This is a genomic window from Methanobacterium sp. (assembly GCF_038562635.1).
GTDB lineage: Archaea > Methanobacteriota > Methanobacteria > Methanobacteriales > Methanobacteriaceae > Methanobacterium_D.
On record NZ_JBCFBO010000001.1, the window covers coordinates 1,499,289 to 1,520,058 of the forward strand.

Consider the following 20,770-nt stretch of genomic DNA (forward strand, 5'->3'; position numbering starts at 1 on the left):
TAACCATGCACCCTAATTTTTTTACTTATTTAAAATAAATATATTTTATAAAGATAAGCACGCGCATAATTTTTTTGACAAAACAATATTTATAAACAATAATCACATGATATAAACCCGTTTAAAAAAGATTAATTTCAGGAATAAGATATGGAAAAATGCGAAAATAGGTGGATTTAATGATGGAAGACATATATGAACGCTCACTTGCTGGAGAAATTACAAAAGAAGACGCTTTAAAGCTTGTAGATTCAAATCCATTCCAGTTATTTGATACTGCTGACAGGTTGCGCCAGGAACTTGTAGGTGATGAGGTCACCTTCGTTGCCAACAAAGCCATAGATATTACAGATCACTGCATGATTGGATGTGCTTTTTGCTCTTTTAGAGACCATGTTGGATATGAAATGACAACCGAAGAAGTACTGGAAAGTATTAAAGAAGCAAAAGACATAAAAGCCACTGAAATCTGCTTATTCGGCGGTATTATGCCCCACATGACAGTGGACTATTATTGTGATCTTATCAGTGCGATCAAGTCAGAATATGATATCTGTCTTCACGCATTGTCCCCTGTAGAAATTTATCAGACCGCAAAATCATCAGAAATGAGCACATATGATGCTTTAAAGGCTCTTAAAAAAGCAGGGATGGACACCATGACAGGTGCATCTGCAGAAATCCTTGTAGATTCTGTAAGAGAACAAATATGTCCTAAAAAGGTCACAACAGACGAATGGGTGAATATAATTAAAGAAGCCCATAGTTTAGGCATTCCAACCACATCCACCATCATGTACGGCAGCGTAGAAACATGGGAAGACCGTATTGACCACATGATGATACTCAGAGATATACAGCGTGAAACAGGGGGCTTTACAGAACTCGTCCCAATGACATTCTTAAATCAAAACAATGAACTGGGCCAGATATCAGAAGGTGCCAGCGGAATGGAGGATCTGAAAGTGCATGCAATTGCAAGGATTCTCTTTGGTAGAGACATGCCCAATATCCAAGTTTCATGGATAAAAATGGGTATTAGGGCATCACAAATAGCCTTACACTGCGGGGCAAATGATTTAGGAGGCACCATGATGGAAGATAAAATATCTATAGCTGCAGGTGCATCAGACGGAGATTATTTACCTCGAGAACGGATGATTGAAATTATAGAAGATATAGGGCGGATACCAGTAGAACGTACCACTACCTATGAACGTGTTTAAAAATCATCATATATAGGGCATTAGATGTATAAAGATATAATTGCCCAAATTATTTTTTTATTTGTTCTAAAATCTCTCAAAATTGAGGTATTATTATGTACCAAAAAATAGAATGTGTTTAAATTAGTTCTATTAAGTAAAATCTAAACTTGTTTTCCTAAGTCAACAATTTTATAAAAATTAAAAATAATGTAGATCGGCCAGCACATATCTAAAATAAAACTCTTCTTAAACAGCTTCTAAAAGATTTATACGTGCTTAATTTGGCTATATCTTTTATTCGACTATATTGAATTATTATCATGCGAAAAGACTATTTTAATAAGTTTAATATTATATCGTAGCATTTAACCGTTTTCCCATTTAACATCAGTAAAATCATTTTAAAAATTCAGTTTTCATTTATTTAACCATTACTTGTCATTTTATGTTAGAAAAATTTGAATCTCTACTAAAAATTACAAAAAGGCTCTTTTAGTGAAATATGGTTAAAATAAGGTAAAAATTGGTAACAATTTGGGAAAATGCTTATTACAAATCTCAAAAATAACATATACTGTCTTTAAATGGAATTAATTATGACTGTGTTCTTATAACTTGTTTGTTCACTTTCTTTAGCCATTTAAATTTGTTTTATCTGGATACTTGCAGCAGGAAATAATTTAGGAGTTTTTAAATGCCAAATTTATTTACGCGCTTACAAAAATTCAGATTAGATTTTTTAATTCCGTTGATTCTAGGTCTTTTAGTAGTCATTACCAGACTTCCATTTACAAGCAAATTTCTCTATGAATGGGATTCAGTTAATTATTCCCTGGCATTTGAAAACTACAACATTCTGCAGCAGCAGCCTCATCCACCAGGTTACTTGCTGTATGTAGCTCTAGGAAAAGCTGTTAACTATCTATTCAATGATCCAAATATTAGTATGATATTTTTATCAATACTTTTCAGTATTTTAAGTGTTATCTTAGTCTATTTTATGGCTAAAGATATATTTTCCAGAAAAGCAGGCATCATAAGCGCTTTATTACTAATATTCAATCCATTTATATGGTTTTACGGAGAAATTGCAAGTATATATATTTTCGAGGCATTTTTCAGTATTTTAATAGCTTATTCATCATATAAGCTTTTTAAAGGTAATGAAAAATTTATATATATTTCTGCATTTGTACTCGGATTATCTGGAGGTTTTAGAACAGACATAATTGAATTTATGCTTCCTTTATGGATATTCTGTATATGGAGTGCCAGAATTCATTATACCAAAATTGTTAAAGGTCTGCTGACATTTGTTATTGCTCTATTATTATGGCTATTACCCTCAGTTATTTTAACTGGAGGCCTGGAAAGTTATATCCATATTTTAAGATACACTTCTGAAGCTGCAAGCTATACTTCCCTAATATTCGGTGCCAGTATCAGCCAGCAAATCCTAAATACAGGAGTCTGCATCATATGGTCATTAGTTGGACTTACACTTATAGGAATTTTAATTAGCGCACTCTTTTTAATTTATCGCAGAAGAAATTTAAAATCTAAAGTCATCTATTACCTTAAAAAGCCTTTAAATACCTTTTTTCTACTATGGATCCTTCCTTCTTTCCTATTTTACTTATTTATTTACATAGTAAAACCGGGATACTTACTTACAGTCCTGCCTGCAGTCATGATCTTATTAAGCTACATCATTATTCGTATTTCATCAGATATACACTTTAATTTCCCTAAAATATCTGCAAAGCATGTTTTAGGTTTTATATTATTAATTTATGTTATATCAAATACCATCTACTTTGTATATCCATATAATCTTCACAATGACCAAATCTGGGAAACACCTACCGATAAAATGGAAACAAATCAGGAAATCTGGTTTGGTATAGACGTAGGTTTACTTTATAACAACGCTAAAATTAATGCAAACGATGAAAATACCCAGTTACACATTGAAAACATATTAAAAATCTCAAATTCAGATCCAGAGAGCACCGTAATTGCCATTAGAGATATCACCCGGGAAGACGAAGGTTTCAACTGGAGAAAAGCAATGTATTATCTTCCAGGCTACGAAGTTTATTATCTATTTGACCATGAAAACTCAGGAATCGATGGTAATGTTTCTGTATGGCGTGGTAAAGATCACAGCTACAATATCTCCAAATCTAGTGTCGAAGATATAAAATTAAACTCATCTACTACCAAAATTATCTGGGTAATGAGCAATGAAACCTCCTTTTATCAGGAAGTAAAAGATAACTTTGGAGTAGGTGAAATTAATCTCCCAAATGGCATGAAAATTTATTATTCCTATGTTGGAAACCAGACTTCAGATATAAAAATCAGCGGTTTTATTTTCCAGCATTGAATACTGACACTCATTTTATAACGCCAAATATTCTATCAGAACTTCGTAAATCAATGCCCCAGATAACACAGTAAAAAATTATATTACCCTGATGAGATAATTAAAAAATAACATGCGTTATAAAAGTTTAACAGTTAGTTTAAAACTAAAAAAGAGCAAATAAGTTAAATTTTATATATAAATAAGTATCACGGAGATTTACTATGCCAAAAAGATATGAAGGAATGGCTTACTGGGAAATTGTAAGCAGACAAATGGGAGTTGTAACTAAATCAGAACAGGAAAGATTTAAAGGCGCTAAAATTACAGTTATAGGCTGCGGTGGGATCGGAGGTGCCACAACAGAGATGCTTGTAAGGATGGGAATTGGAAATCTCAGAATAATCGATAAAGACGCTTTCGACGTTTCAAATATTAACCGCCAGCTTATGAGCAGTTTCTACAGTGTGGGAAAATCCAAGGTAGGAACGACCTACAAGACTTTAAAGTCGATAAATCCATTTACAAATATCGAAGCCATTGAAGAAGAAGTAAATGAGGACAATGTGGAAAGGATCGTTAAAGACAGTGATATTATTATAGACGCCCTTGATAACTTAGTTACACGAATTATAGTTAGCAGGCACGTTCGAGATTTAGGAATACCATTTATTCACGGCGCAATTCACGGGACAATGGGGCAGGTTACTGTTTTCACAAATAACACCCCTACCTACGAAGAGATGTTTAAATTACCTTCTTGTGGTGAAGAATTAACTGAAGAAATAATTAAGAAAATAAAAGACATCGGCGCAGAAGTCCCCCCAGTCATTGGACCAGTTCCAAATATAGTTGGATGTTTGCAGGCTTTTGAAGCTTTTAAACTTATTACATTAGAAGGAGAACCAATCATGGCTCCTGATGTTTTAATGTTCGATTTACTTAATAAGGAGCCATTTTCAGTGATTAAATTCTAAAATTGGAAACTTTAACCCAAAACATCTTGAGAAAACTTTTCAAATCCAATTTTTTCTATAACCGCACCTACCCTCTTTTCAAGACCCTGTTCACTGTAATAATCTATTATTTTGCCTATTAACGCAATTACTTCATCATCCGAGAGGTTTTTAGCCAGCAACTTGCCAATTCGAGGTTTAATTCCACAATTTCCCCCAACCAGCAGTTTCCAACCTTTACCAGTTCCAATTAAACCAATATCACGGACAGCAGATTCACCACATGAATTTGGACATCCCGAAACAGCTATTTTAAGTTTACGTGGAGTTGGAACCCCACAATAAAATTCATTGATCTTTTGACTCATCCCTACACTGTTTTGATATCCTTTTTTACAGCAGATATCACCTATACAAGATTTAGCAGGTCTTACACATTTACCCAGGTGTCCCCCCGGTTTCATTCTCAAATCTTCCCATACGCTGTCTAAATCTTCTTCCCTAATTCCATGAAGAGATATCCTGCCTTCAGAGGTCAATTTCATTATTTTAATATTATACTTATCCGCCGTATCTGCTATTTTCCTTAACATTGCAGAATCAACTATGCCTCCCGAAATATAAGGAATAATAGCATATGTCTCCATATCTTTTTGAACAGAAGCTCCTTTTTCTGGTATATTTTCTTTCAAATTTTTTACCCCCTTTTAAAGGTATAAAAAGCCGGATACATGATCCTCCCACATAAATCCAAATATTTTGCATTTTATTAAACAATTGAAAAACCTTTGAATACAAAAATATTCATTAGAAATATTCCATCTTGACAAAAGAATAATCTAATAGTAGTTATACTCCAATAAAATTAAATATGTTGTTATTTAATGGTTTAATAATTGAAATATTTTTTTCAAAACATTTATATACCAGTAAAAGGAAATCTTCTTCCGGTGTATAATTACTCTAATTATCATGGAGGTAAACAATGTCAGACAAAATAGGACAAGTTATTGAAAATATTGAAAAATGCGGCACAAAATTCGTAAGGCTGCAGTTTGTAGATATACATGGAACCCCCAAAAACATGGCAATTCCACTGGTTAAGCCAGATCAAATGGAAGATATATTAAAAGACGGTCTTTTATTCGATGGTTCCTCTGTTGAAGGATTTGTAGATATTAATGAAAGTGATTTAATTCTTAAACCAGACCCTGATACTTTTTCAACTCTCCCATGGAGACCAGAAGAAAAAGGTGTTTGCAGATTTATCTGTGACGTCTACTGGCCAGAAGGAAAACCTTTCGAAGGAGACCCAAGATACATACTCAAAAGGGCTTTAGAAAAAGCTGAAAAAGCAGGATATGAATATAACGTTGGTCCAGAACCAGAATTCTTTATATTAGACCAGGACGAAGAAGGAAACCTGATCCCTAACGATGACGGTGCATACTTCGATGTAGAACCTGTAGACCAGGGAACTGACATTAGAAGACAGCTAGTCATGGATCTGGAAGCTTTAAACTTTGATGTAGAAGTAAGCCACCACGAAGTGGCCCCAGGTCAGCACGAAATAGATTTCAAGTTTGATAACGCATTAAAAACTGCTGATGCAGTAATCACATTCAAACAGGCTATAAAAGCTATTGTAGACACAATGGGCTACATGGTAACATTCATGCCAAAACCATTCTTTGGAGAAAACGGAAGCGGAATGCACTGTCACCAGTCATTATTCAAAGGCGGTGAAAACGTTTTCTACGACCCGGATACTGAAACCCAGTTATCACAGGAAGCAATGTACTTCATGGGAGGTCTATTACAGCACTCCCCAGCTTTAACAGCAATTTGTGCTCCTACCATAAACTCTTACAAACGTTTAGTACCAGGATACGAAGCTCCTGTATACGTAGCTTACGGTCTCAAAAACAGGTCTACACTAGTAAGAATTCCTGCATCCCGTGGAAAAGGTACCCGTGTTGAACTGAGAATGCCTGACCCATCCTGTAACCCATACCTTGCATTTGCTGCAATGTTAGAAGCAGGTTTAGACGGTATGAAAAACAAAGTCGACCCTGGAGAACCAACTGAAATTGACGTGTTCGGAAAAAGCATAGAAGAACTCAAAACTCTCGGCATAGATGTTTTACCTTCCAGCCTATGGGAAGCATACCATGCGCTTGAAAAAGACGATGTTGTGAGATCCACATTAGGCGACCACATATACACTCAATTCAGAGATATTAAAAAGGCAGAATGGGACGATTACAGAATACAAGTATTCAACTACGAATTAGACAAGTATTTAACTATCTAATTCCCCCTTTCTCATTTTTAATTTTTTTTGAAAAGTTTAAATTAGTCAAAAATCAATAGAATTTCAGCACCTAGATAAAAAGCGTTTAGGTTTAATTTTACAGTTACAATTTTATATAACTCAAATTTGGTGAAGAAATGCCTGATGAAACTGATCGTAAAATGATAGAAATCCTGAGGATCCTTGCAGATCAAAACAAAGTTCTTGGTGCAAAAACAATTGCAGAAGAACTGAAACGAAAAGGTTATAACCTGGGAGAGCGAGCGGTACGATATCATATGCGTATTTTAGATGAAAAAGGTTTTACAGAACGTATAGGATATGCCGGTAGAGAAATAACTGAAAAAGGATTAAAAGAACTTGAAAAAGGTCTTATTTATGATCAAGTAGATTTTGCTTTCTCTAAATTTGAAGGAATGATATACAAAACTTCTTTAGACCCACAAGAAGGTAAAGGGTCAGTAATTGTAAATACATCCAGTTTTATATACGACCAGAAAGTGGTCGACATAATTAAAGAAGTATTCAGTAAGGGAATTGCAGTAAGCCCCTATGTTAAATTTAACGATAACGGATCCAGTGAAGAAAAAACTTCAGATAATAACGAAATTATGTTAAATACCATTTGTGGTACCACCATAGATGGAATGCTCTTAAATGCAGGAATTCCCGTAATTCCACAATATGGAGGCCTTGTAAAAGTAGAAAATTATGTTCCTAAACGTTTTACTGAATTGATATCTTATAAAGAAACATCCATGACTCCTATTGAAGCATTTACTGCAAAAGAAATAACATCCGTATTGGATATAGCCAGAGAAGGAACTGGATTACTTCCTGCAAATTTCAGGATAATCCCTGCAGTTGCAAGAGATAATGCCGTTAACCTTTTTAAACAATTCCAGAAAATAGGAATATCTGGACTTTTAAAAATAGGTAAAAGCGGAGAACCTGTTCTCGGAGTTCCTGTAGAAGATGACATGGTCGGTATTGCAATAACTGGAGGAATAGCTCCACTTTGTGCTGCAAAAGAAGCAGGTTGTTCTGTTAACATCAAATTAGCCGAAAATATAATGGAATTTGGAGATATGGAAAAATTGGTTCCTTCAAAACCTGCATTAAAAACCAGCAACTCTGAAGCTGGAGAAAAAGTTAAATTTTTACTTTCAAAGGCATGGAACCTCATATACAACGTGGACTTTGACATCGAAACACAAAAAGGCGACGTAATCGTAAATGTATCCTATGTAAATAACGATGACCTTGATGATGCACTTGAAATAATAAACCGCGTATTCCAGACTAAACCGGAGTACTGTACAAGTAAATTTTATAAAATAATTCCCCATGCAGACGGCGACAGAACTGGAATTGCCACAGTATGCAGCTTTACCATTGACGGCATACTGGTTAAAAACGATATACTTGTAACTCCAAAATACAGCGGAATTCTTGAGATAGAAGAAAAAGGTCCACGGTTTACAGAACTCACATCATACAGTGGATCATCCCTTGATCCCCACGAAGTTTATATTTCAAAGGGAATGACATCAGTTTTAGATTCATTAGATGGGACTGGAAGGATACTTGCAAGTTTAAGAGAAATCCCATACATGGCAAGGTCCAGTGCAATAGATATTTTAGATAAGGTACAGGAAACCGGATTTTCAATCCTTAAAATAGGAAACCCAAGTGAACTTCTTTATAACGCCAAGGTAGAAAGATATCACGTGGGTATAGCCGCTCCAGGTGGTTTGAACCCAATTGCAGCATTAAGCGAAGAGGACATACCGGTTAATGTAAAAGCTGTAGAGACCATGATGAACCTGTCTGATATGGAAGAATTCTAGATCTTCCAAAAACTTTATTTATTTTGATGCTGACTTTTATGTAAAGGTGTAATCAAATGCTTATCGATGAAATCATATACAAACCAATCGGAACTATACACTCTCCATTCAAAGATCTTGAAGGCATGCCTATACAGCCAATAGGTGCAAAAGGCGTTAAAGGAGAGATACACTTAGACGAAAAATATGAAGAAGGACTTAAGGATCTTGAAGGATTCTCACACATAATTTTAATTTATCATCTCCACCTTTGCAAAGGGTATAAGTTGCATGTAAAACCATTTTTGGATAACACAGAAAGAGGTATCTTCGCTACAAGAGCTCCAAAACGTCCCAATGCAATAGGAATGTCAGTAGTGTGCCTTGACAAAATAGAAGGATCCACAGTATACATATCCAACGTGGATGTTGTTGATGGTACTCCCCTTTTAGATATTAAACCATATATACCTAATTTTGATAAATGTAAAGGTGAAGAGCTACGTATCGGATGGTTTGAAGATAAACATGAAAATGCAAACCATAAAAAATCTGATGACCGGTTTGTAGATTAAATTATCTTTTTATTTTTATTTTAATATAATTTTAACTTCTAATTTTATAAATTTTTCATATAAAAAGTGTTTAACTTAGTTTTTTAATATAAAAATCACTTAAAAAGTTTTTATACAAATTTAAAAACTCGAATTATTCTGCAGTACACATCAAAGCTGTAATTTAACTTTTATCATCTCTAAAAGCATGAAAAAACTATTTAATATATAAAATACAAAATATAATATAGCAATTATGGGAGGAAGATATAATGAAATTAAGTGCAAGAAACATGATTAAAGGTACAGTAGAAGAGGTTAATGAAGGAATGATAATGGCCAATGTAAAAATAAAAATCGAAGCTCCTGATACCATAACTGCCATAATAACAAAAGAAGCTGCTGATGATCTAGGTATAAAAAAAGGCGAAAAAGTTACAGCCATTATAAAATCCACAGAAGTCATGGTTGGAAAAGAATAATCCTATTTATTCTTTTTTAAACTGGAGATTAATCATTACTTTTTAGCATGCTAAAATTCTAACTTTAACTTATTGAACTTTCAAATGCCTAAACAAGTGTGTTTAACGGCTCTTCATTTAAAGTCAGGTAAAGCATTAAATTATTTATAACACTCAGTCCCTTGTTACCGCATTAAGTACTCCATTTTCTTCATTAACAAACAGGATAACTTTTCCATTTATAGGGCATGGTTTTACAGGCTTATCCCCTTCATTAAATATTATTCCCTTTGTAATAGAGCGGCCATCTGGAGTAAATATTCCATCAATACCTGCCCCAATAAGATTTTCAACTGGCTGCGGTCCCTTAAGTTTCCTAATTCTTCCTATTTGTAAAAACCTACCATCATTTCCAGCATATGCTAGCCCTAGTCCTGCCACAGCTCCAATTACACCACTTCCATTTCCGCCAATGCTTTCCAGTCGAATGTTAGAATTTACTGCAAGATTCTTAGCTCTTTTAGATGTAAGAACCTCTTCTTTAGCGTCTTTACCATACGCAACAATAGCTGGAGAAATACGGTTTTCATGTGCTACAGCAAGCCCCGGATTGCTGCCATCATTAAAATTATCCTGCATCACTTCTTTAACCAATTCAAAAATATCACAGGCATGCTCTTCTTCAGTATCTACATGAATAACAGCGCCAAAGTTATGCAGAGAAAAATTGATGTCATGATGCACATAAAACTGATGCCTTGTAACGCCGTAAACAGGGTAATCCTTCGAAAGTTCACCTGCAATAATACGTGCAAATTTGCCTGTGCCCACAGATTCAGAGTTTCCAGTGTCGTCGATGCCTACATAAATTGTCATTTAAATCACTATCCCTCATTTATTTTGAAAAATATCATGCGACTGTTGAATTAAAAACAGTAACATAAGCCGAATCAACGGCCTTACCATTTACAGGAGTTAATATAACGTCGTAACGTGAATTAGAATTAGCTTTGATTTCAGCAATTACTCCTTTGTTTTCAGCAATTTCAGTCCCGTTTATATCATATCCAACCACAAAAATCTTAACATTGCTATAACTTTTATTTGCATTGTTACTTAGTAAACCACTTACTTCATAAGACCCATTCCTTAAATCCATTATAGTAGGAGCATTATCTGGCCCTATTCCAGTTGAAAAGTCGCTCATAACTCCACCAGACCCATATCCCATAACAACCCCTTCCGAAGATTCAGATGCTAAAACTCCCGCAGATGTGAATCCATATACTAATGCCATTACTAAAACTATGCTGATTACTCCTGTTATGGGGATCATTTTCAGGTTTTTATTTTCTATTTCCTCTGCTTTCTTAGCAGCGAAGCTCCCAAGAACTGCAGCTAAAAGATAGCCTGCAATTGTACCAATTAAAATTAAGTAATTCTCAGGCATGTTCACTGTACGTGTCATTTCTGTATACAATTTGGCCAACAATGAAATTATTACAACAATTAGCCCCCCATAAATTCCATACTGTATCTTTTTCTCCTTAGAGAGGAAAGTAGTTGTAAATCCTCCAACTGCAAGGGTAATTGCTCCAATTACAAATCCAATTAATCCAGAAGAAGATAAATCATATGCCCCGGTAACTGACCCCAAAAAAACATTGTAAATATACATAACAATAATTCCCACTATAATCGCGATAACTGGATGATATCCATTAAATGTTTGTCTACTGTCTTTATCTGCCATTTTCCCAAGAAAGCCACCTATTCCTGCAAAAATAGGGGCGAAAATTAATACACGGTAATCTCCCAAAACTAAAGTAATTACTGCCAATATTAAACCATAATATATACTGTACCTAATTTTTTTACCTGCTGCAAACCATGTAGCTATTCCCCCACCTAAAATAAAAAGCAATACTGTTAAACTACCTAAATAAATATTTAAGGCTACACTTAAACTTATTTCACATATAAAAAGCAAAATTGTAGTTATTAATGCAAGAATTATTGATAAAAAGGGTTTCATTATTATCACCTGTAATTTTCATAACTTCATCAACATTAATAAACAGATACTATTTTAAAGTTCACTTTTAATAAGCGCAAATTACTGTACTTTCTGAATTCCCAGTTTAACAGTACTTTCAAAGCATTTAAATGTCAGATATCGATTTAGTAAATTAGTGTGTCCTGTTTTAACAGACAATTTAACTCATCCAGCATATCACGTGTTATTTATCATTATCGTTTTTCCAGTTTTAGGGTCCTTATAAACTGTACCTAACTGAGTTAAACCATTTGAAGAGCTGGAAGATGAATTTTCAGAAGTTACATTCACCTCTTTACCCAATTTAAGGTCAACAGTTTTACTTACTTCCTGCGGTGATGAATTCATGAATATTATGGTAAATATAAGGAACCCAACTGCTAGTACCAGCATACAGTCTATCATGTTTACAGCGTAGATCATAGGGTCTATCTCTTCATCTGAAGAGAGTATTTTTTTCCGCCGTTTCATCATCTTCTTTTTCAACATCAGGAAATCTCCAGAATTGTGTCCACCATGGTTTCAAGGTTTGAAATATCTTCTTCATACCACCTGCGCCTTATTTTTGATGTAATGAACGCAACCGCTGCAGCAGCCATACCTAGTACTGCTGCATCAAACGCAATTAACAGGTGCTGTGCCAGACTTTGAATGTCCCCAGAACCTAAAGCTGTAAGTCCTGGACCTAATGGAATTAAAGTCCCCATAAGACCAATTGCCGGAGAAATCTTTGCGATTATATCCGTCCTCTCCAGTTTCTTAGATGCCCATAAACCTTCATCCTCCACCATTTTAATGGCCAGAGATTCCCTAAAGTCCTTACTCACGTTTGAACTCCCTGCTAAAGTTTTGAGTACTTCTTTATGCCTCTTTGGAATCTTACCTTCTTCAATCACTTTAATTAATTCATCATGATTTCTGCCCTTTACAGCTAAAATCTGATTTATAAATTGTTTAATGTCAAATTCATGTTTTCTCCGCTTGTAATATTCCGCCAGCAGGATGCCCATGTTAATCAGAGCATATATAAAGAAAAGTGAGAGTACAATCAGTACCGGTGTCAGGAGACACTGGGTAACTGCATGCATTGTGCTGTCAAACATATCGTTGATGGAAGCTGTTACCATTTAACCACCTTTTCATTTAATGTATTGTTTAAATTGATTGTTTTTTTATTTAAGAGATCTAATTATCGGAAATTATGTAAATGAACCAAATGGGACCCACGTCACTCTTCCCTCTTGATTCCATAGAAGTAACCTGCAGCCAGCAGGCCGATTATCAACAGTACTGCCAGGATATACATTGCCAGAGTATTGTCTTGAGCTTGAGGAGTAGTTACATTAACCTCATTTGCTTTTTTATTCCCACTGCCCCCGCCGCCGCCAGTCTGTAGATTTTGCAGGAGATTATTTTTCTCTGATGAAGTCAAATTACCTATAGCACTGGCAAGTTCAGCGTTGCCCAGAGTATCGATAAGATCAGTGCCACTGCCTGTTCCATTACCATTTCCATTGCCCGTGCCGTTACCTGTACCGTTACCCCTGCCGTTTCCATTACCATTATCAGTATCATTCTTGCTGAGAATGGTTAGAGTATCAGCCCTTGCAGCAGCTACTCTATTTTCCATATGGATACCGTAGCCCTCCAGTACAAGTGTGTCAAACCGTGCCGTGGCTTTTATATTTTTACCTGCCGCTGCAGGAAGCACTTTGGCTGTTAAAATTGCAGTTTTTTGCTGGCCCCTTTCAATACACCTCATCCTGTATACATCCCATATTCCCGTGCTTGGATTATAATTCTGCAGATTTTTATCCGGTACAACAAAAGACATGTACTGCAGTCCATCAGGTACAGGCATGTATATCTTCAGAGGGCACCAATCTACCAACCCATTGTTAGTTGCAGTTACAGTTATGGTAACTGTATCACCCACATTTGCTACCTGCGGATTAACTGAAACAGTTAAATATCCATTAAATAGAGTAGTTGGATCTATCGGCAGCACAATGGGAGTATCATTACCCTCGCCATCTGCAGATATAGCCCCCATTGTTGAAAATATGAAAAATAATGCCATTATTATTGGAATTATTGGAATAACTGATTTTATAAGTTTCATTTTCACTCCATGCAGATTCAATACTATTTTTTAATTTATGCAATTATTGATTTATTGTTGAAATAATAACGTATAAATTCTTTTATTTCCATTTTAAGACTTTAATTACTGTATTTATCCATATCAAATCATGTTAATATATTAAATATTAATAAAGCTGGACCTATGAGTATTATATCCAAATATACGTAATTCTTACCTATTTTTTATTCAGCTATAGGTGCATATATACGTATCGAACGTATCCACTTGTTAAATAAAAATCAGAAAATACGGTGATCTAAAAAAATAAAAAAAACAGGTCAGTATTTTCCTGTTTTGAATTTCCATGTGTAACCAATACCATTATTTCCTGCCACATCTTTTATGGCTGATGCGGGAATATAAATCTGGTACCATGTGTAAGCAGACCTTTTACCTGTTTTAAGGTACAATACATTGTTTTTGATCAGTTTGCTTACTGCTATTTTTTTGCCTGTTTTCAGGTTTTTGATGTATACTTTGGACCAGTTTATGCTGGTTTTGATGTTTTCGCTGAATTTAATATAGAGTGTTTTTGACCTGGAAATGCCTGTACTGCTTTTTTTAGGGTACATTGATTTTACGTATGGTCGTGTTTTGTCTATGACATATTTTACAGTGTAAACTGGGGATTTATTTCCCGCTTTGTCCACAGCTAAAAACTTCAAAGTAGTTGAAGAGGTAATGCTAATCTGGCCAGTGTATTTAGTACTTGATGTAGTCGGTGTAGATCCATTTTTAGTGTAATATATAGTTCCAGATTCACTCATTTTTAAAGTAACTGCCTTATTAGCATTATAATATCCGCTTGGGACACTAACACTAGCTTTAGGTGCTGTTTTATCAATGGTGTAATTAACCGTGTAAACTGGAGACAGGTTACCCGCCCCGTCCACTGCTAAAAACTTCAAAGTAGTGGTAGAACCTATTGAAATTGGACCTGTATATTTGATACTGCTCTTAGTTGGAGTAATGCCGTTTGTAGTGTAGTAAATAGTTCCAATTTCGCTCATTGAAAGACTAACACTTTTGGCAGTATTATATAAACCGCTTGGGACGTTAGCACCCACAGTAGGGGATATATTATCTGTTATAGTGTATGTTTCTATGTAAACTGAACTCCAATTAGTTGCAGAATCCACTGCAGCGAATTTAAGAGTCATTGTACTATTCACCATAACAGGAGATGTATATTTGATTTTTGCGCTGCTTTTTCGTGGATCTGAACCATCTTTAGTGTAATATATAGTCGTTTCTGCAGTTGATGTAAGGTTCACCATCTGTGTTGTATTGTAATTACCCCCACATATACTGGCATGAAGGATAAATGGCACGAGATATGCATACTTTAAACGGGAATTTGCAGTTGTATAACTCACATTTGGAATCCCTGATGGGCTCAAAGTAAGGGATATCCACTGCCCCACACCATCAACAGTGTCGATATAGTTATCAGTTATCCATCCAGAACCTTCTTTATAAGCATATTTTAAATTCTGTGTTGTAGAATCCTGATAAACTATTAATGGACTATTTGATTGAGTTAATACCAGTTTACTGCATAATGACTTTAAATTGCTGACAACTTCAGTAATCCACTTCGTACCGTTCCAATAGGCGTATTTCAAGCTCCCATTAGTCCCATTATTAACATTATAACTTATACATGGATTACCTGAAGAATCAAGTGCAAGAGAATTCCAGGCTCCAACATTTAACAGGTCTAACATATTTCCATCAACAATTGTTGTTTTCCATACCCCATCTGATGTCCTTTCAGCATATCTCAGACTGCCCTGTACAGGACCGCTGACTATATCATAATAACTGATTCTAGGGTTCCCATTTGAATCTACTGCAAGAGAATTCCACCTGCCCCCAGATGATTTTGGAGTTACATTTTCTATAACCCACTTTGTACCGTTTTTGTACATGTACTGGAGTTCTCCAGCGCCGTTATTAGCTGAATTATTGTAATAGCTGATTCTCGGCTGATCGTTATACAAAACCAGGTTAATATATGAAATATAACTGTTTTGATCTAAAATGATTATATGCCATCCAGTACTATCTTTGTAAGCATATTTCAATTTATCAACAGTATCCTGACCAAAAACCTCACCATAAACCATATGAGGGTTGCCTGAGGAGTCCAGTACAAGGGATACATAAAAACCCGCGCCCGCTTTGGTTGAGTCTACAATTTCTATATGCCATCCTTTACTATCCTTGTAAGCATATTTAAGTTCAGGGTAGTCTTTATCTGATTGTGCAACCTGATAATATGCTATATGGGGGTTTCCTGATTTATCTACAGCAATAGAATTGTATTCACCACTGCTGTCTATAATTGTACTGTTCCATGTACCCCCTGCACCAGGTTTATCAAGCATATATGTTATAGTAGTTACATTTGATATATGGCCTGCAGCGTCAGCTGCAATGAATTTCAAAACGGTAGTACCTATGGTGTTAATGTCTATAGGCCATGTGTAAAGTGTACTGTTTGTTGTAGGATTTGAACTGTCCCGAGTATAATATATTTTAGGATTCAAGTCCATTTCATCGACTGCACTCAATTCAACATCCTGATCAGAAGTATATAACCCTCCCAGCAAACTTGCTGAAGCTATTGGTGCAGTAATATCTGCCATAATATATGTTTCAGTGTAAACGGGGCTCCAGTTACCTGCATCATCCACAGTGGCGAATTTAAGAGTTGTATTAGTGTTAATTAAAAGAGAACTGGTATACTGAACTCTTGTACTGCTTGTACGTGGATCAGTACCGTCTGTAGTGTAATAGATTACTGGATTAGAATCAATATTATCAATTGCAGTTAAAGTTACAGATTTCCTCGTGTTATAAGTACCTCCAGCAATGTCAGCAGAAGCCGTTGGACTGGTTTTATCTATTGTGTAAGTTCTTGTAACTATGTCTGAAACATTTCCAGCATCATCAACTGCTATGAACTTTAAAGTGATAGTCCCTTCATCACTGAATGTTATTGGATCCTTATAAAGTATACTACTTGTAGTTGGGTCTGAACCATTAAGTGTATAATATATTTTTGGGTTAGGGTACAGATTGTCACCTGCAGTTAAGGTAACAGTTTTTAAAGTGTTATATGCACCGCTTGCAATGTCAGAAGAGACATCAATAATTTTAACGACGATGTATTGAGTTATTTCACTGTTACCATGGTCATTAGTTACTGTTAATTTAACTGTGTAATTACCAGCTGCATTATATGTATATGTTGGGTTCTGTTCAGTACTGTCAATCACTCCGTCATTATCAAAATCCCAAGCATATGTTAATGGTTTGACTCCTGTTGACTTGCTGGTAAAATGAACTGTCAGTGGAACTAATCCACTAGACACGTCTGTAGTAAATGCAGCATTTGCTTTTGGAGAACCCATGACAGCGTAGCCGCTTGGACCTCCTGTCTGTCCAGGCAAAATGCTGTTTGTCCATCCCATTCCCTGCCCATGAGTGGTATTTGCATTCCATGAGTAAACATTGAAAGCTGCGAGGGAGTAAAGATTATCAAAGCTGTAATTTACCTTTACATTTCCATAATTAATGAAAGTATTTCCACCAGGGTAATTAGACCCCAGGAGACCCGCATGTAGGTCTACAAACAATATATAAAACATATTAGATGAATCATTCATATCTTCCCCATAAAATATAGGATATGCTGTATCTCCACCTGCAAGCTTCCAGTTTTGAGGTCCGTAAATGAAATCACTCTTATAAAATGTTTTATCAATAGTCACTGCTTGATAAGTAACAGAACTGATATCGGGTGCGGTATCCCTGGCATCCGTTGGTGTCCATGTATACCCACTTGCCTTAATGTGCACTGCGAAGTCATCAGGTATTGTCCCATTGACAGCAATCATTAAAATGACATCGTCCTGATATCCCCTGCCACCAGTATCTGTGACATAAAATACTCCCGACTGGTTTGAAGTGATTGTATACTGTCCATAATTAGCCCCAGATGTAGAATTAGCAGATACATGAACTGCATTCAGCCCACCACCAGATCCTAAATCCTGCATGTAATAGGAAGTGTTATCTGTTGTATTAATATAAACATCATTATAATCAGAAATAGGTGTCGTAGAATTTGTAGAATTCACATTATCTGCCGACACACTTCCACTAAAAATAAGCATTAAAGCACATATCAGTGCTATAAATATTACACATCTCCCCCAGTTTTTCAATTTTTTGTCCGCCTCCCCTATTTTCGTTAAAACATGAATGTAATCAATATCAAAATAAAAAAAATAAAAAAAAAATAAATTATTTTTTCCTGCTTAAAGCTAATCCACTTCCTACAAGTAACAGAGCTGAAACAAGGCCACCAAGCGGTAAACCAGTATCCTGCATAGGTACTGTTTTATTAGTAGTCGTGGTTACTGCATGCACAGTAGTGCCATTATCTGAACCTGAGCCTGAATCATTACCTGTTGGAGCTGAAACAGCATTTACAAGTAAAAAACCAATGCTACTGTTTAATTCAGGGTCATAACCTTCAGTAGTGACTGTAGGCTGTAAGTTGTAACTTCCAGCACTTAAAACGCTTACATTAAGCCATAAGTACGGGTCACCGACAGTTACATTACCTAAATTCCAGGTTAAAATTCTGGTAGCGTTATCATAAGAAACGGTACCTTGATCTACAGTTGCGCCGTTATATTCCAGACCTTCAGGAATCACATAAGTGAATACCACATCATTAGCAGTGCCAGGTCCATTATTACCCACTTTGAAAGTGTAAATTACCTTATCACCAACTTGAGGGTTGGCCTTAGATGGAGTAACCTGTACATACACATCAGATTTGATGGTATACGTTTCGCTGTAAACTGGGCTCCAGTTACCAGTAGGGTCAACTGCAGCATATTTAAGCGTGGTTGTGCTGCTTATTGTGATTGGGGCAGAATAGACGCTTCTTGTACTGCTTGTTTGCGGATCGCTGCCATCTGTGGTGTAATAAATTGTTGCACTGTCACTGTCATCTGTAGCGTTCAATGTCACGGTTTGTGTGGTGTTGAAAACTCCTCCAACCTGACTGATATTTACTATTGGTGCTGTAACATCATTAACAGTTATGATTTGAGTTTCGGTGTTGCTACCACCTGCGTTTGTAGCAGTTAAACTGACAGTGTATACCCCTGGTTTAGTGTAAGTATGAGCAGGGTTCTGTTCAGTTGATGTAGTTCCGTCACCAAAGTCCCAGCTCCAGGAGGTAGGGCTGTTGGTAGATTGATCATTGAACTGTACATCCATAGGTGCTGATCCATTGGTTGCATTAGCTGTGAAATTAGCTGATGGAACTCCTATAACGTTATAACCGCCCTGAGCAATGTTACTTGCCATAGGAATACCTGTACCCCAGTTACATGCTGAGAACCATCCGTATGCACCAAATGCAGCGAAGGACTCCAGATTGTTGAAACTGTAAGTTACCTCGATGGACCCATTGGTAACACCAGAATATGCATTGGTACAAAATGCACCCACATTCAGGTCAATGAACATCAAAGAGAAATTGTTTGAAGAATCTTGACCTTGATATATGGGATAATTAACGGAATTGGTAGGTTTCCAGCTTTGAGGACCGTAAATGAAATCACTCTTATAAAATGTTTCATTTAAAGCATTATCTACCCACATAACATCAGTAAGTGATGATGTTGAAGGATTAGTAAGCGCAGGAGCAGGTATAGTATATGTGTAACCGCTGGATGTAATAGTAACACTAAAATCATCAGGAATCGTTCCATTAACAGCAAGCAATAAAATTGCATCGTCCATATGTCCTATACCTCCGCTAAAAACAATCCAAAAAGTTCCAGACTGGCTGGTTGAATTTGTTTTTGTACCATATTTGTTGGTAGGATCTGTGGATATCTGAACAGGGTTCATTCCACCGCCCCCGCGGGCAATATAATAACTGTTAGGGACATAAATTGTTGAATAATCCCCTTCTTTATTTACACCATTAGGCATGTCATACTTCACACCGGCATCATTAGCAACATAGAATACAATCCCATTATTGCTAGTTAACACGCTGGTAGCGTTCCAAGCAGTTATATAATTTTTCTTGGTCACATTACTGCTTCCATCGCTGTTTAATACATTAAGCTTAACTGTATAAGCCCCTACAGCGCTGTAAGTGTGTGTTGGGTTTTTCAGTGTGGAAGTATTTCCGTCACCAAAATCCCAGTTCCAAGAAGTAGGATTTCCAGAAGAAGTGTCGTTAAACTGAACCGTCAACGGAGCAAAACCATTAGTAGTGTTACTCGTGAAATTAGCAGACGGTGAAGCTGCAGATACACTTCCACATAGAATAAACATCATAGCAAAAGCAAGAGCTATTACTAGTATACTCTTTCGCATTTTAACCTCCATTTAATTCGAATGATTGGATCAAAATAAAGATCCATAACTAAGAATATACGAAGTAAATATATAAGCATATCGATTTTACGTATGTTTAAAGCTTATTTATTACTTATTCTTAAAACTAAGTCTTATTAGTAGATTTTCATCTTATTGTATTAATTTATGCTAAAATTAGGATATAACAAATATGGTGATAATCTAATATTGAAAATTAGATAAGTATATTGAATTTTAATTAGTAAAGGGCAATTTAAACACTTAAATTAGGCTTCTAATTGATATGAAATTAAATGCATGTCATATTAAAGGGCCAAAATTATAAAAATTATATATTAGAATTTTTTGGTTAAATTAATATAAAAATAAGGAACAATAACTAATTTAGTATGATATTTATGCTTTTTTACACGTTTATAGTTCTTAAATAGTTATTAACCATTTAAAAAAAATAA

The 20,770-nt window shown here is 35.6% G+C and carries 15 protein-coding genes; 7 read left to right on the top strand and 8 right to left on the bottom strand.

Annotation, left to right across the window (positions count from 1 at the left end):
- The first annotated feature begins 179 nt into the window (after window positions 1-179).
- The 3 genes from cofH (at window position 180) to AAGU07_RS07460 (ending at window position 4,553) form a co-directional block, all read left to right on the top strand.
- Entirely contained in the window at window positions 180-1,226 is a 1,047-nt protein-coding gene (gene cofH, locus AAGU07_RS07450; RefSeq protein ID WP_342458483.1) for a 5-amino-6-(D-ribitylamino)uracil--L-tyrosine 4-hydroxyphenyl transferase CofH, read from the top strand.
- Between the two features lie 676 nt (window positions 1,227-1,902).
- A complete protein-coding gene (locus tag AAGU07_RS07455; protein WP_342458484.1) occupies window positions 1,903-3,597 on the top strand; it encodes a glycosyltransferase family 39 protein in 1,695 nt (564 codons plus the stop codon).
- 203 nt (window positions 3,598-3,800) lie between these two features.
- The gene (locus tag AAGU07_RS07460) at window positions 3,801-4,553 is read left to right on the top strand and encodes a HesA/MoeB/ThiF family protein (protein ID WP_342458485.1); all 753 of its coding nucleotides are present in this window, start codon (window positions 3,801-3,803) and stop codon (window positions 4,551-4,553) included.
- A gap of 11 nt (window positions 4,554-4,564) precedes the next feature.
- Here the strand turns inward: AAGU07_RS07460 and AAGU07_RS07465 are convergent, their stop codons facing one another.
- The gene (locus tag AAGU07_RS07465) at window positions 4,565-5,224 is read right to left on the bottom strand and encodes an NAD(P)/FAD-dependent oxidoreductase (protein WP_342458486.1); all 660 of its coding nucleotides are present in this window, start codon (window positions 5,222-5,224) and stop codon (window positions 4,565-4,567) included.
- A 293-nt stretch (window positions 5,225-5,517) separates the two neighbouring features.
- Between AAGU07_RS07465 and glnA the strand changes: the two genes are divergently transcribed.
- The 4 genes from glnA (at window position 5,518) to AAGU07_RS07485 (ending at window position 9,711) form a co-directional block, all read left to right on the top strand.
- Window positions 5,518-6,846 (top strand): type I glutamate--ammonia ligase, encoded by a 1,329-nt coding sequence (gene glnA, locus AAGU07_RS07470; RefSeq protein ID WP_342458487.1) that lies wholly within the window; start codon window positions 5,518-5,520, stop codon window positions 6,844-6,846.
- Window positions 6,847-6,983: 137 nt separating this feature from the next.
- Window positions 6,984-8,696 (top strand): DUF128 domain-containing protein, encoded by a 1,713-nt coding sequence (locus tag AAGU07_RS07475; RefSeq protein ID WP_342458488.1) that lies wholly within the window; start codon window positions 6,984-6,986, stop codon window positions 8,694-8,696.
- 56 nt (window positions 8,697-8,752) lie between these two features.
- Window positions 8,753-9,250 (top strand): tRNA (N6-threonylcarbamoyladenosine(37)-N6)-methyltransferase TrmO, encoded by a 498-nt coding sequence (tsaA, locus tag AAGU07_RS07480; protein ID WP_342458489.1) that lies wholly within the window; start codon window positions 8,753-8,755, stop codon window positions 9,248-9,250.
- A 251-nt stretch (window positions 9,251-9,501) separates the two neighbouring features.
- Window positions 9,502-9,711 (top strand): TOBE domain-containing protein, encoded by a 210-nt coding sequence (locus AAGU07_RS07485; RefSeq protein ID WP_342458490.1) that lies wholly within the window; start codon window positions 9,502-9,504, stop codon window positions 9,709-9,711.
- Between the two features lie 153 nt (window positions 9,712-9,864).
- Here the strand turns inward: AAGU07_RS07485 and AAGU07_RS07490 are convergent, their stop codons facing one another.
- From AAGU07_RS07490 to AAGU07_RS07520, 7 genes are all read right to left on the bottom strand, one after another.
- Complete coding sequence (locus AAGU07_RS07490; protein ID WP_342458491.1) at window positions 9,865-10,566, bottom strand: ABC transporter substrate-binding protein; 702 nt, start codon at window positions 10,564-10,566, stop codon at window positions 9,865-9,867.
- Window positions 10,567-10,600: 34 nt separating this feature from the next.
- Entirely contained in the window at window positions 10,601-11,725 is a 1,125-nt protein-coding gene (locus AAGU07_RS07495; protein ID WP_342458492.1) for an FxLYD domain-containing protein, read from the bottom strand.
- 198 nt (window positions 11,726-11,923) lie between these two features.
- Window positions 11,924-12,235 (bottom strand): DUF2149 domain-containing protein, encoded by a 312-nt coding sequence (locus AAGU07_RS07500; RefSeq protein ID WP_069585800.1) that lies wholly within the window; start codon window positions 12,233-12,235, stop codon window positions 11,924-11,926.
- The gene (locus AAGU07_RS07505) at window positions 12,235-12,873 is read right to left on the bottom strand and encodes a MotA/TolQ/ExbB proton channel family protein (RefSeq protein WP_342458493.1); all 639 of its coding nucleotides are present in this window, start codon (window positions 12,871-12,873) and stop codon (window positions 12,235-12,237) included. Before AAGU07_RS07505 ends, AAGU07_RS07500 begins: the two co-directional genes overlap by 1 nt.
- A 101-nt stretch (window positions 12,874-12,974) precedes the next feature.
- Window positions 12,975-13,868 (bottom strand): hypothetical protein, encoded by an 894-nt coding sequence (locus AAGU07_RS07510; protein WP_342458494.1) that lies wholly within the window; start codon window positions 13,866-13,868, stop codon window positions 12,975-12,977.
- A 302-nt stretch (window positions 13,869-14,170) separates the two neighbouring features.
- On the bottom strand, window positions 14,171-18,127 hold the full coding sequence (locus tag AAGU07_RS07515; RefSeq protein WP_342458495.1) for a chitobiase/beta-hexosaminidase C-terminal domain-containing protein: 3,957 nt from the start codon (window positions 18,125-18,127) through the stop codon (window positions 14,171-14,173).
- 79 nt (window positions 18,128-18,206) lie between these two features.
- Window positions 18,207-20,312 (bottom strand): PKD domain-containing protein, encoded by a 2,106-nt coding sequence (locus AAGU07_RS07520; protein WP_342458496.1) that lies wholly within the window; start codon window positions 20,310-20,312, stop codon window positions 18,207-18,209.
- Window positions 20,313-20,770 lie beyond the last annotated feature (458 nt).

Bases quoted from the DNA above. Each gene is read 5' to 3' on its own strand.
- cofH (WP_342458483.1), top strand. From the start codon at position 180: ATGATGGAAGACATATATGAACGCTCACTTGCTGGAGAAATTACAAAA.
- AAGU07_RS07455 (WP_342458484.1), top strand. From the start codon at position 1,903: ATGCCAAATTTATTTACGCGCTTACAAAAATTCAGATTAGATTTTTTA.
- AAGU07_RS07460 (WP_342458485.1), top strand. From the start codon at position 3,801: ATGCCAAAAAGATATGAAGGAATGGCTTACTGGGAAATTGTAAGCAGA.
- glnA (WP_342458487.1), top strand. From the start codon at position 5,518: ATGTCAGACAAAATAGGACAAGTTATTGAAAATATTGAAAAATGCGGC.
- AAGU07_RS07475 (WP_342458488.1), top strand. From the start codon at position 6,984: ATGCCTGATGAAACTGATCGTAAAATGATAGAAATCCTGAGGATCCTT.
- tsaA (WP_342458489.1), top strand. From the start codon at position 8,753: ATGCTTATCGATGAAATCATATACAAACCAATCGGAACTATACACTCT.
- AAGU07_RS07485 (WP_342458490.1), top strand. From the start codon at position 9,502: ATGAAATTAAGTGCAAGAAACATGATTAAAGGTACAGTAGAAGAGGTT.
- AAGU07_RS07490 (WP_342458491.1), bottom strand. From the start codon at position 10,566: ATGACAATTTATGTAGGCATCGACGACACTGGAAACTCTGAATCTGTG.
- AAGU07_RS07495 (WP_342458492.1), bottom strand. From the start codon at position 11,725: ATGAAACCCTTTTTATCAATAATTCTTGCATTAATAACTACAATTTTG.
- AAGU07_RS07500 (WP_069585800.1), bottom strand. From the start codon at position 12,235: ATGTTGAAAAAGAAGATGATGAAACGGCGGAAAAAAATACTCTCTTCA.
- AAGU07_RS07505 (WP_342458493.1), bottom strand. From the start codon at position 12,873: ATGGTAACAGCTTCCATCAACGATATGTTTGACAGCACAATGCATGCA.
- AAGU07_RS07510 (WP_342458494.1), bottom strand. From the start codon at position 13,868: ATGAAACTTATAAAATCAGTTATTCCAATAATTCCAATAATAATGGCA.
- AAGU07_RS07520 (WP_342458496.1), bottom strand. From the start codon at position 20,312: ATGCGAAAGAGTATACTAGTAATAGCTCTTGCTTTTGCTATGATGTTT.